Annotated in this window: 14 protein-coding genes; 11 read left to right on the top strand and 3 right to left on the bottom strand. The window is 62.5% G+C overall.

Translation table 11 applies throughout. The features are described from left to right. Position 1: 1 nt before the first annotated feature. The 6 genes from FIU90_RS01790 to FIU90_RS01815 are packed head-to-tail and all read left to right on the top strand — an operon-like array spanning position 2 to position 6,479. Positions 2–523 (top strand): dihydrofolate reductase, encoded by a 522-nt coding sequence (locus FIU90_RS01790; RefSeq protein ID WP_152433219.1) that lies wholly within the window; start codon positions 2–4, stop codon positions 521–523. Further along, complete coding sequence (locus FIU90_RS01795; protein ID WP_152433220.1) at positions 523–1,449, top strand: bifunctional riboflavin kinase/FAD synthetase; 927 nt, start codon at positions 523–525, stop codon at positions 1,447–1,449. Before FIU90_RS01790 ends, FIU90_RS01795 begins: the two co-directional genes overlap by 1 nt. After that, complete coding sequence (locus tag FIU90_RS01800) at positions 1,446–2,534, top strand: glycerophosphodiester phosphodiesterase family protein (RefSeq protein ID WP_152433221.1); 1,089 nt, start codon at positions 1,446–1,448, stop codon at positions 2,532–2,534. Before FIU90_RS01795 ends, FIU90_RS01800 begins: the two co-directional genes overlap by 4 nt. A 41-nt stretch (positions 2,535–2,575) precedes the next feature. Continuing rightward, entirely contained in the window at positions 2,576–5,512 is a 2,937-nt protein-coding gene (gene ileS, locus FIU90_RS01805; RefSeq protein WP_152433222.1) for an isoleucine--tRNA ligase, read from the top strand. Beyond that, complete coding sequence (gene lspA, locus FIU90_RS01810) at positions 5,509–6,066, top strand: signal peptidase II (RefSeq protein ID WP_152433223.1); 558 nt, start codon at positions 5,509–5,511, stop codon at positions 6,064–6,066. Before ileS ends, lspA begins: the two co-directional genes overlap by 4 nt. A gap of 2 nt (positions 6,067–6,068) precedes the next feature. Then, positions 6,069–6,479, top strand: a complete 411-nt coding sequence (locus FIU90_RS01815; protein ID WP_152433224.1) for a DUF3035 domain-containing protein — start codon at positions 6,069–6,071, stop codon at positions 6,477–6,479. A 176-nt stretch (positions 6,480–6,655) separates the two neighbouring features. Here FIU90_RS01815 and FIU90_RS01820 read toward each other — a convergent pair whose 3' ends face one another. Next, the gene (locus FIU90_RS01820; protein ID WP_152433225.1) at positions 6,656–7,954 is read right to left on the bottom strand and encodes a hemolysin family protein; all 1,299 of its coding nucleotides are present in this window, start codon (positions 7,952–7,954) and stop codon (positions 6,656–6,658) included. A 189-nt stretch (positions 7,955–8,143) separates the two neighbouring features. Between FIU90_RS01820 and FIU90_RS01825 the strand changes: the two genes are divergently transcribed. Then, entirely contained in the window at positions 8,144–8,842 is a 699-nt protein-coding gene (locus tag FIU90_RS01825; protein WP_152433226.1) for an OmpA family protein, read from the top strand. A gap of 51 nt (positions 8,843–8,893) precedes the next feature. Here FIU90_RS01825 and FIU90_RS01830 read toward each other — a convergent pair whose 3' ends face one another. Beyond that, the gene (locus FIU90_RS01830) at positions 8,894–9,670 is read right to left on the bottom strand and encodes a 3'(2'),5'-bisphosphate nucleotidase CysQ (RefSeq protein WP_152433227.1); all 777 of its coding nucleotides are present in this window, start codon (positions 9,668–9,670) and stop codon (positions 8,894–8,896) included. Between the two features lie 114 nt (positions 9,671–9,784). Here FIU90_RS01830 and sucC point away from each other — a divergent pair, with 114 nt between their 5' ends. Both sucC and FIU90_RS01840 read left to right on the top strand, forming a co-directional pair. Beyond that, a complete protein-coding gene (sucC, locus tag FIU90_RS01835; RefSeq protein WP_152433228.1) occupies positions 9,785–10,984 on the top strand; it encodes an ADP-forming succinate--CoA ligase subunit beta in 1,200 nt (399 codons plus the stop codon). Further along, a complete protein-coding gene (locus FIU90_RS01840) occupies positions 10,981–11,685 on the top strand; it encodes a hypothetical protein (protein ID WP_152433229.1) in 705 nt (234 codons plus the stop codon). The genes sucC and FIU90_RS01840 overlap by 4 nt, the downstream gene beginning before the upstream one ends. A gap of 3 nt (positions 11,686–11,688) precedes the next feature. On the opposite strand, the gene FIU90_RS01845 is transcribed toward FIU90_RS01840, so the two are convergent. Beyond that, complete coding sequence (locus FIU90_RS01845) at positions 11,689–12,573, bottom strand: DUF6265 family protein (protein WP_152433230.1); 885 nt, start codon at positions 12,571–12,573, stop codon at positions 11,689–11,691. Positions 12,574–12,778: 205 nt separating this feature from the next. Here FIU90_RS01845 and FIU90_RS01850 point away from each other — a divergent pair, with 205 nt between their 5' ends. Next, entirely contained in the window at positions 12,779–13,537 is a 759-nt protein-coding gene (locus FIU90_RS01850; protein ID WP_152433231.1) for an electron transfer flavoprotein subunit beta/FixA family protein, read from the top strand. A gap of 29 nt (positions 13,538–13,566) precedes the next feature. Beyond that, entirely contained in the window at positions 13,567–14,499 is a 933-nt protein-coding gene (locus FIU90_RS01855) for an electron transfer flavoprotein subunit alpha/FixB family protein (protein ID WP_152433232.1), read from the top strand.

The raw sequence follows: 14,499 nt of genomic DNA on the forward strand, positions 1-14,499 counted from the left end.
CGTGAGCAGCGAAATCGTCCTCGTCTATGCCCGTGCGAGCAACGGCGCGATCGGCCACGAGGGCAAGCTGCCCTGGCACCTGCCCGCCGATCTCAAGCGGTTCAAATCGCTCACCATGGGCAAACCGATGATCATGGGCCGCAAGACGTTCGAAAGCCTGCCCGGCATCCTTCCCGGTCGGCGCCATATCGTGCTCACCCGCCGCGAGCGGTGGGACAGCGAAGGCGCAGAAATTGCGCATTCGGTGCAAGAAGCGCTCGCCATGGCCGAGGAGGGCAATTCGACCGGCGAGATCATGGTGGTCGGCGGCGCGGCGATCTATGACGTGTTCCGCCCGCTCGCCCAGCGCATCGAAGTCACGGAAATCCATGAGGAGTTTCGCGGCGACACCTTCATGAAGCCGCTCGGCGCGGAGTGGAAGGTCGTCGCGCGCGAGGATCACCCGGCCGAGGATGGCCGGCCGGCCTCTTCTTTCGTCACCTATCGCCGCCACGACGAAGACAGCGCCGAGGATACGCTCTGATGCGCTGGCTCGATCACCGCGAACCCGTCACCGAGACGCTGCGCGGCGCTGTCATCGCGCTCGGCAATTTCGATGGCTTTCACAAAGGGCACCAGGCGGTCGCAGGCGAAGCGATCGAATGGGCGCACGAGCAAGGCCGCCCCTCGATCATCGCGACCTTCGATCCGCACCCGGTGCGCTTTTTCGAGCCCGACGTGCCGCCTTTTCGCCTCACCACGCTCGAGCAGCGACAGGAACTCTACCTCGCCGCTGGGGCAACCGCGATGCTGGTGTTCCACTTCGACAAGGAACTGGCGGGCACCAGCGCGCAGGATTTCATTACCAATATCCTGATCGAGCGTTTCGGCGCCTATGGCGTCGTCACCGGAGAGGATTTCACCTTCGGCAGGGGCGCGAAGGGCAATGTCGCTCTGCTACGCGAATTCGGCGGCGGGCACGGCCTTAAATCGCGGGTGGTCGCGCCGGTGGAGGGCCATGGCGGGGTCGTGTCCTCCAGCCGTATCCGCGAGGCGCTGCGCGCGGGCGATCCGCAGCTTGCCGCGGAATTGCTCACCCGCCCCTTCGCGATCCGCGGCATTGTCGAACATGGCGACAAGAACGGGCGCAAGCTCGGCTATCCGACCGCCAATCTCTCGGTCGAGAACTATATCCGGCCCAGATACGGGGTCTATGCGGTGACAGGGCGGATCCTCGCCACGGGCGAAGTGCTGAAAGGTGCCGCCAATCTCGGCATCCGCCCGCAATTCGAGCCGCCCAAGGAGCTGCTCGAGCCGCATTTCTTCGATTTCTCCGGCGACCTCTACGGGCAGGAGATCGAGGTTGCCTTCCACCACTTCCTGCGCGGCGAGGCGAAATTCGACAGCCTCAATGATCTGACGGCGCAGATGGAGCGCGATTGCGAGGAGGCCATGCGGCTGCTTTCATGAGGAAATTTGCCCTGTGGGGAGGGATGGCCTTCGCCATCCTTATCCTTGTCCTGTCGATCACCAATGCCAGCTGGCTCGCTCCTGATCCCAAAGGCGCGCCCAAGCAGATCGCCAATCGCGCAATCGGGCCGGAATATGTCAAGTTCGAGCCGACTTCCGACGAGAAGCATGTACTGTCTGCTGCGGGATTGTGCGACGCTGCGCCGGTCATCTACGAGCCGACAAACACCCACCTTCCCAACTCGCGGACATCGATTCTTCGCGCGGACCGGATGGGTGCGTGGCATGTTGAGGTCGATGCCCAGATGACCGCCGACGGCGAGATAGTCCTGTTTTACAGTACCTCGCTCGATTGCATCGCCGAAGAAGGTGGCTTGCTCTCAAACCGAACGCTCGCCGAGTTGCAGGAGCTCGATACGGGCTACGGCTACACCGTGGTAGGAGGCGGAGACGAGATGCACCCGTACCGCGGCAAGGGACACAGGATCGAGACCCTCACCGAAGTCGCCGACGCCCTACCGAGTCATGGCAAGCTAATGGTGCATCTCTTGAACGATCAACCCGCTTATGTCGACGCGGTCCTCGCTGCACTGGTCGGGGCCGGGCGGGATCCATCGACTTCGGGTGACGCTTTTTTTGGCAGACCAACTGCGCTTCGCCGTGTGCGCGAACTCTACCCCGAAGCTTGGGCCTTCAACCCGGACGAGGCCCGCCAATGCACCGCCGATTACGTCGTGCAGGGGTGGACCGGCATCGTCCCCGCTTCGTGCGAAGGCGGCACAATGCTGATCGCGCTCGACGATCAGGCGCTGCTGTGGGGCTGGCCGAACCGCCTTATCGCTCGGCTCGAGGGCGTCGGGGCGAAGATCGTGATCGAAGGGCCGGGCGAACCCGCGCCGGGCGAAGTCGTCGGCATCACCCTCCCCGAACAGCTCACCGAAATCCCGAGCTCGTTCAACGGCTATGTCTGGACCGACGACGCCTTCAACACGCTGCCCGCGCTCATCCCGCGCTTCGACAACCGCACGCAGGAAGAGATCGATGCGTCACAGGCGGCGCTGGAGCGGCGGCGAAACGCGCAATAAGGGTTCCCCGCGCGCGCGAGATGTCCTAACGGGCACGGCCTATGTCTGAGAACACCCGCGACCTCAAAGATACGGTCTTCCTGCCGAAGACCGACTTCCCGATGAAAGCCGGCCTTCCGCAGAAGGAACCGGGCATTCAGGCGCGCTGGGAAGAGATCGACATTTACGCAAAGCTCCGCGAGGCGCGAAAGGGGCGCGAGAAGTTCATCCTCCACGATGGCCCGCCCTACGCCAATGGCAACATGCATATCGGCCACGCGATGCAGCGCATCCTCAAGGACATGGTGGTGCGCTCGCAGAACCTCATCGGCAAGGATGCGCCCTTCGTGCCCGGCTGGGACTGCCACGGCCTCCCGATCGAATGGAAGGTCGAGGAGCAGTACCGCAAGAAAAAGAAGAACAAGGACGAGGTTCCGGCCAAGGAATTTCGCGCCGAATGCCGCGCCTATGCGCAGCACTGGGTCGACGTGCAGCGCTCGCAGCTGAAGCGGCTCGGCCTGATGGGCGAATGGGACAATCCCTACCTCACGATGGATTACGAGGCGGAAGGCACGATCGTCGCCGAGCTCTTGAAATTCGCCGAGGCGGGGAACCTCTATCGCGGCGCGAAGCCGGTGATGTGGTCGCCGGTCGAAAAGACCGCGCTGGCCGAGGCCGAGGTAGAGTACGAGGACCTGACCGACAGTCCGCAAATCGACGTCGCGTTCGAGATCACCGAGAGCCCGATTCCGGAACTGGTCGGCGCGCATGCGGTGATCTGGACAACGACACCGTGGACGATCCCGGTCAACCAAGCGATCGCCTATGGGCCGTCGGTCACGTATGAACTTCTGAATACCAGCGGCGGTAAATTTCTCGTCGCTTTCGACCTAACCGATGCCTTCCTTTTGAGAACAGGGTTCGACCTCGTCGACGAGCCAGGTATGCCAGATGACGATGTCGCTCTGGCTGAGTGGAAGGCCCAAAGAATGTGGACGGGCGAAAAGCTCGCCGGAACCAAGGCCCGCCACCCGATGCACCATCTGGGCGGCTTCTACGCGACGCCGCGTCCCTTCCTCGCTGGCGATTTCGTTACCACCGACTCAGGCACCGGCCTCGTCCACATGTCGCCCGATCACGGCGAGGACGATTTCGACCTGTGCAAGGCGCACGGGATCAATCCCGTCTTCGCGGTGATGGATGACGGGCGCTATCGCGACGACTGGCTCTGGCTCGGCGCGCATGACGAGCGCCGCCGCAGCGTCATCAACAAGCCGTTCAACGGTCCCGACGGCCCGATCCGCAGCGATCTGCGCGAAGTCGGCGCGCTGCTCAGCGAGAGCGACGATTACCGGCATTCCTACCCGCATTCGTGGCGCTCGAAGGCCAAGGTCATATATCGCTGCACGCCGCAATGGTTCGTGCCGATGGACAAGCACCTCGCGCATCTTCCCGCGATCCCGGTCGAGGAACAGCGCTGGGAGGACGAAGGCGGCGACGACACGATCGACGAGGAGGCAACCGCCGGTTCGCCGACCCTGCGCGAGCTGGCTATAGAGGCGATCAGAACGACCCGCTTCGTGCCCGAAAAGGGCCGCAACCGCATCGGCTCGATGGTCGAAAGCCGCCCGGACTGGGTGCTCTCGCGCCAGCGCGCATGGGGCGTGCCGATCACGCTGTTCGTGCGCCCCGACGGCACCTACCTCAAAGACCCCAAGGTCAATGCCCGGATCATCGATGCGATCAGGCGCGAGGGCGTCGATGCGTGGGAGGAAAGCCGCAAGGCCGAATTCCTCGGCCCCGATCACGATCCGCAAGAGTACGAGATGGTCACCGACATTCTCGACGTGTGGTTCGATTCGGGCTGTACCCATGCCTTCGTGCTCGAGAGCGGCAGGTGGCCCGACCTGCACTGGCCCGCCGATCTCTATCTCGAAGGCTCGGACCAGCATCGCGGCTGGTTCCAGTCCTCGCTGCTTGAAAGCTGCGCGACGCGAGGCCGCGCGCCCTACAACCAAATTCTCACCCACGGCTTCACCATGGATGCCAAGGGGCTGAAGATGTCGAAGAGCCTCGGCAATACGGTCGATCCACTGAAGATCATGGAGCAATACGGCGCGGATATCATCCGGCTGTGGGCGCTCTCGGTCGATTTCACCGAGGATCACCGGATCGGGGACGAGATCCTCAAGGGCGTGGGCGACCAGTATCGCCGCCTGCGCAACACCTTCCGTTACCTGCTCGGTGCGCTCGACGGGTTCGTCGGCGACATGAGCGATGCTGGCGAGATTCCCGAACTGGAGCTCTACGTGCTCTCGCTGCTGAGCGAGCTCGACGGGAAGCTGCGCAAAGCGGTCGAGGATTACGACTTCAACACCTACACGCGCCTGCTGGTCGATTTCTGCAACGAAGACCTCAGCGCTTTCTTCTTCGATATCCGGAAGGACACGCTTTATTGCGACGGTCCGGACAGCGTTACGCGCAATTCCTATCGCACCGTGCTCGATCTGCTGTTTCACGCGCTGGTGCGCTACGCCGCGCCGGTGCTGGTGCACACGGCGGAGGAAGTGTGGCTGACCCGCTATCCCGAGGACGGCGAACAGGGCGGAAGCGTCCACCTGCTCGAATGGCCGAGCGTTCCGACCGTCCCCGCCGACCGCGAGAAGTGGACGAAACTGCGCGCACTGCGCGAACGCGTCACCGAAGCGATCGAGCCGCTGCGCCGCGAGAAGATCATCCGTTCGAGCAACGAGGCAGTCGTAACCGTTCCCGCCGATGCAGTGCCCGACGGCGTTAGCGACGAACAGCTCGCCGAACTGTTCATCACCGGGACAGTGACGCGCGGCGATGGAGACGAAGTGATCGTCGCCAAATCCACCGATGCGAAATGCGACCGCTGCTGGCGCCTGCTTCCCGACGTGACGCCAAGCGCGAACGTCGACGGCGCGCTGTGCGGGCGCTGCGAGACGGTGGTGAGCCAGCTGGAGGCGGCCGAATGAGCGGTCTTTTGACCCGCAACCGCGTGATCGGGCTCGCCTTCGCAGCGCTGATCGCGATTGTCGATCAGTTCACGAAGTGGCTGGTCGATGGTCCGCTCGGTCTCGTGCAGCAGGGGGACAAGATGGACCTGCTGCCCTTTTTCGACCTGTTTCGTGTGCACAATCGCGGCATCTCGCTTGGCATGTTCCAGGCCGAAAGCATGGAGATGCGCTGGGCGCTGGTGGCACTCACCGCGCTCATCGCCATCGTGGTTCTCGTCTGGATGATGCGCGAAAAGCTGCTCGGCGATATTCTGGGCCTGGCGATGATCCTCGGCGGGGCGATCGGCAACATCTACGATCGCTATACGCTCGGCTACGTGCTCGACTATGCCGATTTCCATATCGGCGACTTTCGCCCCTTCCTCGTTTTCAACGTCGCCGATGCAGCTATCACCATCGGCGTGGTCATCATCCTTGCGCGCAGCCTATTCATGCGCGAAAAGGACGGCGACGAACCGGACGCAGCCTCGGATCCCGGCACAGGATCCAGCACCGTCCCATCGGAGAATTGAATATGCGTAACCTGAAGACCGCCATCCTCCTTGCCGCCGGTGGCTCTATGCTCGCCGCTTGCGGAAGCGGCGGCGTTTTCAACCGCGATCGCCCGGACGAGTTTGCCGTGCAGCGTCAGGCGCCGCTCGTCGTTCCGCCCGATTTCACGCTCAGCCCGCCGGCTCCCGGTGCCCCGCGACCGGCGGAAGGCACTGCGCAGGAACAGGCTCTCGAAGCTTTGTTCGGTGGTCCGGCACCGCGCAGCGAAGTTGAAACCAGCGCGCTCGACCGTGCAGGCGCTGCCGCTCCCGGTATCCGTTCGCAGGTGGGCGATCCAGGCACCAACACGGTCGCCAAAGGCCGGGTGACGCGCGACATCATCGCCGCACCCGAAGGTGACGGGCAGGCGGTGCAGACGCTGATACCGGGTTGAGTTCGTGGTCCGCAGCGCCTCCGCGCTGCGATTTCCTCGCTCACGCGGCATGACGGCCGCATCGCTGCGGGCGGCCTTGCAGGTAGACTTTGGCCAGCTGCGTCTTCGACTTCGCTTCCGCCCTTGCGGTCAGCTGCGCTGACCGTGCTCCGCGACCAGGCCACCCGACGCGGGAACTAACTTTCTTCTTTTGAGACAAGCATTTGGTCGATCCGACGGTTGTCCATGTCGACGATCTCGAATACCCAGCCCTGGTCGGTGAAGCTCTCACCCACGACCGGAAGACGCTTCATCACCGACAGCGCATATCCGGCTGCCGTCCCGAATTCGCGGTCCTCGCCATAGGTCAGCCCGAGCCGGTCGGCGAGTGCGTCGGCCGATAGCGCGCCCGAGACGAGCAGCGAACCGTCTTTGCGCTCGATGATCTCCGGCGTGTCGCCCTGGTCCTGGTCGCTTGCAAAGTTGCCTGCGATGGCGGTCAGCAGGTCGACAGGGGTCACGATTCCTTCGAAGTGCCCATACTCGTCATGCACGACTGCCATCGCGATATCGGCCTGCTGAAGCACGCGCAGCGCGTCCATCGCGTCTAGCTGGTCGGGGACAACCTCTGCCTTCTTCATCATCGCGCGGATGTCGATCCGCTTGCCGGCAACCATGTCGGCGAGCACTTCGCGCACTTTTACCACTCCCAGGATTGCATCGGGCGAGTTTTCGGCGACGGGGAGCAGCGAGTGCGGACTCTCCTCGATCACTTTCCTGATCTGCTCTTCATCGGCATCGGCGTCGATCCAGTCGATCTCGGTTCGAGGTGTCATCAGCTCGCGCACCGGCCGTTCCGCCAGACGGACAACGCCGGTGAGGATCTGCCGCTGCTCGGCCTCGATCACGCCCGAGCGCGTTGCCTCGGCGAAAATCATTTGCAGCTCCTGCGCCGACAGCGAGCTTTGACCCTTCGAGCGAATGCCAAACAGCGCGATGATACCGGCCGAGGACCGGTCCAGGATCCACACAATCGGCGCGGCGATGCGCGACAGCAGGTCCATCGGCCGCGCCATGACCAGCGAAATCGGCACAGCCGCACGCAGGGCAAGCTGTTTCGGCACGAGCTCGCCGACGACGACGCTGAAATAGGTCGTGAGCGCAATCACCGAAATAAAGGCGGCCTGACGGGCGACATCCTCCGGCACGCCCAAGGCAGCAATCCTCTCACCCACAGGCCCTTCAAGGCTTGCTCCCGAAAATGCGCCCGTCAGGATCGCGATCAGCGTTATCCCGATCTGGACGGTCGAAAGGAATTTGCCCGGCTCTTCGGCCAGCCTCAACGCGATCTTCGCCGCGGCGGATCCCTCCTCGCGCTTCGCCCTGAGCGCAGAAGTTTTGGCGGAGACGATCGCAAGCTCGGACATGGCGAAAACGCCGTTGAGCACGATCAGCCCGGCGATAATGATGAGGTCGGTCCAGGGAAACGGTGTCACCGGCAGAGCGCTAGCACACTTGGCGCGGCTTGCCAGCCGCTTGCACATGTTGGCGTTGTGGATGCCCTGACACGTGCGGTTCAGCTTTCGGACAAGCAGCGAAGCGCAGCATTGTTTAGTCGGAACGCTTTACGCCTTGATTGCTTGATAAGGCAGAGGGCCGTTCCGGCCATCAGGAGGAGTAAGATAATGAAAACATCCCGTATCCTGCTTTCAGGCACCGCCGCACTCGCGCTGCTTACCACAAGTGCCTGCGTTACCGATCCCAACACCGGTGAACAGAAGGTTTCGCGAACCGGTATCGGCGCCGCAGTGGGCGGTACGCTCGGTTACCTGCTCGGTGGCGCAATCGGCGGCAATACTGCGCGCATCATCGGCGCGGGCATCGGCGGCAGCGCCGGGGCCGTGATCGGCAAGCAGTTCGACGACCAGATCAAGGAGCTCGACGAGCAAACCGAGGGCAGCGGCGTCGATGTCGAGGAAGTCGGCGATGGTGACGCGATCCTCGTCCGCCTGCCTGACGGCGTGACTTTCGCGACCGGCTCGGCCGATATCAACCCCGGCTTCTACGACACGCTCAACACGGTCGCAGACAGCCTGATCAAGTATCCCAACAGCCTCGTCGACGTGTACGGCTTCACCGATACGACCGGCTCGGATGCTCTCAACCAGCGTCTTTCGGAGCAGCGTGCGCAGGCGGTGGCGGATTATCTCGTCGCACGCGGCGTGGCGCGGACACGCATCGAGACCCGCGGCTTTGGCGAGCAGTACGATTATCTGCGAGTAAAGACGGGAGATGGCGTTGCCGAACCATTGAACCGCCGCGTGGAGATCAAGATCATCCCGGTCAGCCAGGATGATGTGAACGCTGCCCGTCAGGGTAATTAAGATCCCACCCTCAATGAAATCGAAAAGGGCCGGCCCAAAAACCGGCCCTTTTCATTTCAGCTGCTTTGCACGCTCTGCGAGCCGTTCCACCGCTGCGGCGTGGATCCCGGGAGAACATACCAGCACCCCGAAATCGCGCGGGTCGTGCTTGTTGTAGGCGAGCGGCCTGCCGAACGCGTCGGACACTTCCGCCCCGGCCTCGCGTGCGATGAGTGTCGCGGCGGCGATGTCCCATTCGAAACCCCACCGCAAAGTTGCCACAAGATCCGCGCGGTCGTCTGCCACCATCGCAATCCTGAGCGCTATGGAATTAGGTTTCTCGACCGCCACCAGGTCCGAATCGGCCTCCGGCAGTTGATCGATGGGTACGCGCGAGCCGGCAAACTCGGTCCGGGTGCTCGCCCTGAGAGGTCTGCCGTTAAGCGTCGCCCCCTGTCCCGCCACCGCCAGCCATTCCTCGCCGCGCGCCGGGGCGCACAACATCCCGATCAGCGGCTTGCCCGCACTTACCAGCGCGACCGAAATCGCCCAGCCGGTGCGCCCGCGCACGAAATCGCGAGTCCCGTCGATCGGATCGACCAGCCACAGCAGGTCACCACCCATCCGCGCCTTGTTGTCGGCGGATTCCTCGGACAGCCAGCCCGCCGCCGGAAGCAGGTGGCCGAGCTCGCGCCGCAGGAACCGGTCGCATTCGAGATCCGCCTCGCTCACCGGATCGCCTGGCGTCTTCTCCCAGCTCTGCAGATCATGCCCCCCGCCCGGCCAGCGCGAGTGCGCGATCCGGCCGGCTTCGCGGACAATTTCCTTGAGGCGATTGCTGTCGATCATAAGCGCATTAGCGATGGAGATACTCTCCCCACTTTTCAAGTCGCTCGAACCCCCCTAGGGCGCTTGTGCAAACGACTCCTCCCCCAAGCGAATGACACAAGGGATCACGCTCTCATGAACGTCCATGAATACCAGGCCAAGGAACTGCTCAAACAGCACGGGATCGCCGTGCCGGACGGGTACCCTGCGCTTTCGGTCGAAGAAGCCGTCGAAGCTGCAAAAAAGCTTCCCGGACCGCTTTACGTGGTGAAGGCGCAGATTCATGCGGGTGGCCGTGGCAAGGGCAAGTTCAAGGAACTGCCCGAAGACGCGAAGGGCGGCGTGCGGCTCGCCAAGTCGATCGAAGAGGTCGAGGCGAATGCGCGCGAAATGCTCGGCAACACGCTCGTCACCGTGCAAACCGGGGCCGAGGGCAAGCAGGTGAACCGCCTCTACGTCACCGACGGGGTCGACATCGCCAAGGAATTCTATTTCTCGCTGCTGGTCGACCGCGCCACCGGTCGCGTCGCCATGGTCGTATCGACCGAGGGCGGGATGGATATCGAGGCGGTCGCGCACGACACGCCCGAAAAGATTACCACCATCACCATCGATCCGGCGCAGGGCTTCATGCCGCATCATGGACGTGCTGTGGCATTCGGGCTGAAGCTGACCGGCGACCTCAACAAGCAGGCGCAGAAGCTCGCTCGCCAGCTCTACGATGCCTTCGTCGCTACCGACAGTTCGATGCTCGAGATCAATCCGCTGGTTCAGACCGAATACGACAAGCTGCTTGTTCTTGACGCCAAGATGAGCTTCGATTCGAACGCGCTCTATCGCCATCCCGATATCGAGGCGATGCGCGACGAGACCGAGGAAGACCCGGCCGAGGTCGAGGCGAGCCAGTACGATCTCGCCTACATCAAGCTCGACGGCAATATCGGCTGCATGGTCAACGGCGCGGGCCTCGCCATGGCGACGATGGATATCATCAAATTGAACGGCGCGTTCCCCGCCAACTTCCTCGACGTCGGCGGCGGCGCAACGACCGAGAAAGTGACCGCGGCGTTCAAGATCATCCTCAAGGATCCGGCGGTCGAGGGTATCCTCGTCAACATCTTCGGCGGGATCATGAAGTGCGACGTGATCGCAGAAGGTATCGTGCAGGCGGCGAAGGAAGTGAATCTTTCGGTTCCGCTGGTCGTCCGCCTCGAAGGCACCAACGTGCAGAAGGGCAAGGACATCCTTGCCAATTCCGGCCTCCCGATCGTCCCGGCGGACGATCTCGGCGACGCGGCGAAGAAGATCGTTGCCGAGGTAGAGAAGGCGGCGTGAGAGCGCTAAAAGCATCGATTTGCGGGGCTACGCTGGCGCTAGCGGCGCTTACGAGCCCCGCCGCTGCCAGCGAGGGGGCGAATTCCCGACCCTATGCGGGAATGGATTGCGAAGTGCATGTCTGGTCGATTGGCCGACCCAACTTCGTGTCCAAATCCAATGCTTTCGTGAAATACACCCCGCCGACCGAAGAGCAGCTTGCCGATCCCCATTCGACGGTAAACATCTTCAATATGTCGAAGCGGGCAATGGCGCTTGGCGATGAGCAATTGTCTATGCTTTTTCCCGGCGCGAATTCGGTCAATGTGGTTCGCCATCCGGACATGATCGATCGCGACGTGACGCCGCTCAAGTCCTTCAAGGGACGTATCGGTGAAAGCGACAGCGAGTGCTATGGCGATCTCGTGGTCCGCAATCTCTATGCGCTCTTCCCCAACCCCGATGCGCCCTATCAGCAATACGGGCTGGGTGGCGGCGTTATCGCCTCGGTCATCGCTGGCGGCGATCGCCTCGTCATCGATTTCTGGTTCCGGCAATGGCCCGGCGGGAAGAAGGGCAAGCCGCTCGTCGTGAAGCGTAAGAACGATACACCGTTGCCCCACGTAGCGCCCGAATCGCCCGACATGCTCGCGGCGGTGACGGATTCGGCCAATCTCAACCTTGAGATTTTTGCAGAGACCGTCGCGAAAAAGCGGAAGTAATTCTCAGCGCGTCGGAAGCGGCTCGGGCAGGAGCGGTTCACTGGAATCCTGGTAGGTCAGCCAGTTGCGCCAGATGTCGTGCGTGCGCTGGTCGGTGAGGCGGATCGAGCAGCGCAGGAACATGGCGTTGCGGATCGAGCCCTCCTTCCACTGTTCATAGACCGAGGCGCACTCGCTCTCGCGATAGGCCTCGAAACCCTCGCGGCTCTTGCGCATCAACCCCGCAAGTTCGCTTTCATTGTCGGCCGAACCGATGGCCGTTTCGAAGTATTCCTTGCGGCGCTCGTCGGCGCGCTCGAGAATTGCGGCAAGGCACCGGTTGATCGCGTAGGTCGTCCCGTCGCAATCATATGATCCACCCGAGCGCTCGGCAGGAGCGAAACGGAAAACCAGTTCCTGGGGCTCGGGATTGTCGCTCTTCATCCGCACTGCCGCGACGAGGCCGCTGCCTGGATTGTCCGGGTCGGCGCAGCGCAGGGTCAGCGCGTTGAAATAGGCCGCGCACGGCTCGATCGCGACGAGGCGGAATGTGAGCATGTCGTCCTTCTCCTCCCACCCGGTGAGGTCGGCGTTGAAGTGTTTGAGCTTGAGCGCAAGGCTATCGCCCACCGGCATGATGTACATGTGCTCGGAAAACATGATCGCGCCATCTTGGGACTCCTGCACGAAGGTACCGATCATCGTCCCGCCGCTCGGGGGGAGCCAGCTTTCCATTGCGGGCGCGCCTTGGATGCCTTCGCCAGTCCATTGGCCGATCAGCCAATCAAGCTCGTCGATGCTGGCAGGCGGCGATTCGAAGCCGTTTTCGCCCAGTCTTGTCTCCTGTGCACCAGCCGGCGCCGCTATCATTGCAAGCGCTGCAATAACCGCGAAGAAAATGTGCCGCATACCTGCCTCCTGTCATCTTCACGTGTAGCGCGCGGCCCCAAAATCACCTAGCGACATTGGAACAGGCGCGGCGGCAAAACCGTTGCAACAATGGAGGATCGGCCAACTTGACGTTTACGTAAACGCAAGCTAGGCCGCACCTCACGAGATTCGTCGTGTCCGACGCAGCCCTCGCGTCGGCCACGCCAAAGGGAAAGGAACTCACATGAAAATCCTCGTCCCCGTCAAACGGGTGATCGATTACAACGTGAAGCCGCGGGTCAAGGCCGACGGTTCGGGCGTTGATCTTGCCAACGTCAAGATGAGCATGAACCCGTTCGACGAGATTGCTGTCGAAGAAGCGATCCGGATCAAGGAAGCCGGCAAGGCGGACGAAATCGTCGCGGTATCGATCGGCCCGGCAAAGGCGCAGGAAACGCTGCGCACTGCACTCGCCATGGGCGCGGATCGCGCCATCCTGGTCGAAACTCCAGACGAGGTCGGATCCGAAGTCGAGCCGCTGACCGTCGCCAAGATCCTCAAGGCGATCGCCGACGAGGAACAGCCTGGTCTCATCCTGCTCGGCAAGCAGTCGATCTCGGATGACAGCAACCAGACCGGCCAGATGCTCGCCGCGCTGATGGGACGCCCGCAAGGCACCTTTGCCAACACCATCGAGATCGAGGGCGATCACGTCATCGTGAAGCGCGAGATCGATGGCGGGCTCGAAACGGTGAAGCTTCCGGTGCCTGCGATTGTCACCACCGATCTTCGCCTCAACGAGCCGCGCTACGCTTCGCTGCCCAACATCATGAAGGCGAAGAAAAAGCCGCTCGATACAAAGACGCCCGGCGATTACGGAATCGAAATCGCCCCCCGCCTCACCACGCTCAAGGTTGCCGAACCGCCTGTCCGTCAGGCCGGTGAAAAGGTCGAAAGCGTCGAAGAGCTGGTCGAAAAGATCAAAGCGCTCGGCATCGCCTGAAGCCCACGGACAGGAAGGACAGAAAAGACATGAACACCCTGGTTCTCGTCGAACACGACAATTCAAGCGTCAACGACGCAACCCTCGCCGTGATCACCGCTGCCGGGCAGATCGGCGAAGTCACCGCGCTGGTCGCCGGTCACAATTGCGGCTCGGTCGCTGAAGCGGCTGCCAAGATTTCGGGCGTCTCCAAAGTGCTCAAGGCCGACGATCCGGCCTACGAACATTTCCTGCCGGAAAATGTTGCGCCGCTGGTCGCCAGCCTGATGGACAATTACGACGCGTTTCTCGCGCCGGCCACGACCACGGGCAAGAACATCGCCCCGCGAGTCGCCGCCATGCTCGACGTGATGCAGATTTCGGACATACTCTCGGTCGAAGGCGACAAGACCTTCACCCGCCCGATTTATGCCGGTAACGCAATCGCGACCGTCCAGTCGTCCGACCCCAAGCTCGTCATCACTGTGCGCGGCACTGCTTTCGACAAGGCCTCGCCCGAAGGCGGCGCGGCCCCGATCGAGGAAGTCAGCGGTCCGGGCGATGCGGGTCTTTCAGAATTCGTCAGCCGCGAAGTCGCCGATGGCGGCGATCGCCCCGAACTGACCAGTGCGAAAGTGATCGTATCGGGTGGCCGCGCGCTGAAGGATGCAGAGACTTTCGAACAGATCATCACCCCGCTCGCTGACAAGCTTGGCGCAGCAATCGGCGCTTCGCGCGCCGCAGTCGATGCGGGCTATGTGCCCAACGATTACCAAGTCGGCCAGACCGGTAAAATCGTGGCTCCCGAAGTCTATATCGCCATCGGTATTTCGGGCGCGATCCAGCACCTTGCCGGGATGAAGGATTCCAAAGTCATCATCGCGATCAATAAGGACGAGGACGCCCCGATCTTCCAGGTCGCGGATATCGGCCTCGTCGCCGATCTCTACAACGCGGTGCCGGAGCTTACCAACGCCCTGTAA

Source organism: Erythrobacter sp. THAF29, from assembly GCF_009363635.1.
Lineage (GTDB): Bacteria > Pseudomonadota > Alphaproteobacteria > Sphingomonadales > Sphingomonadaceae > Erythrobacter.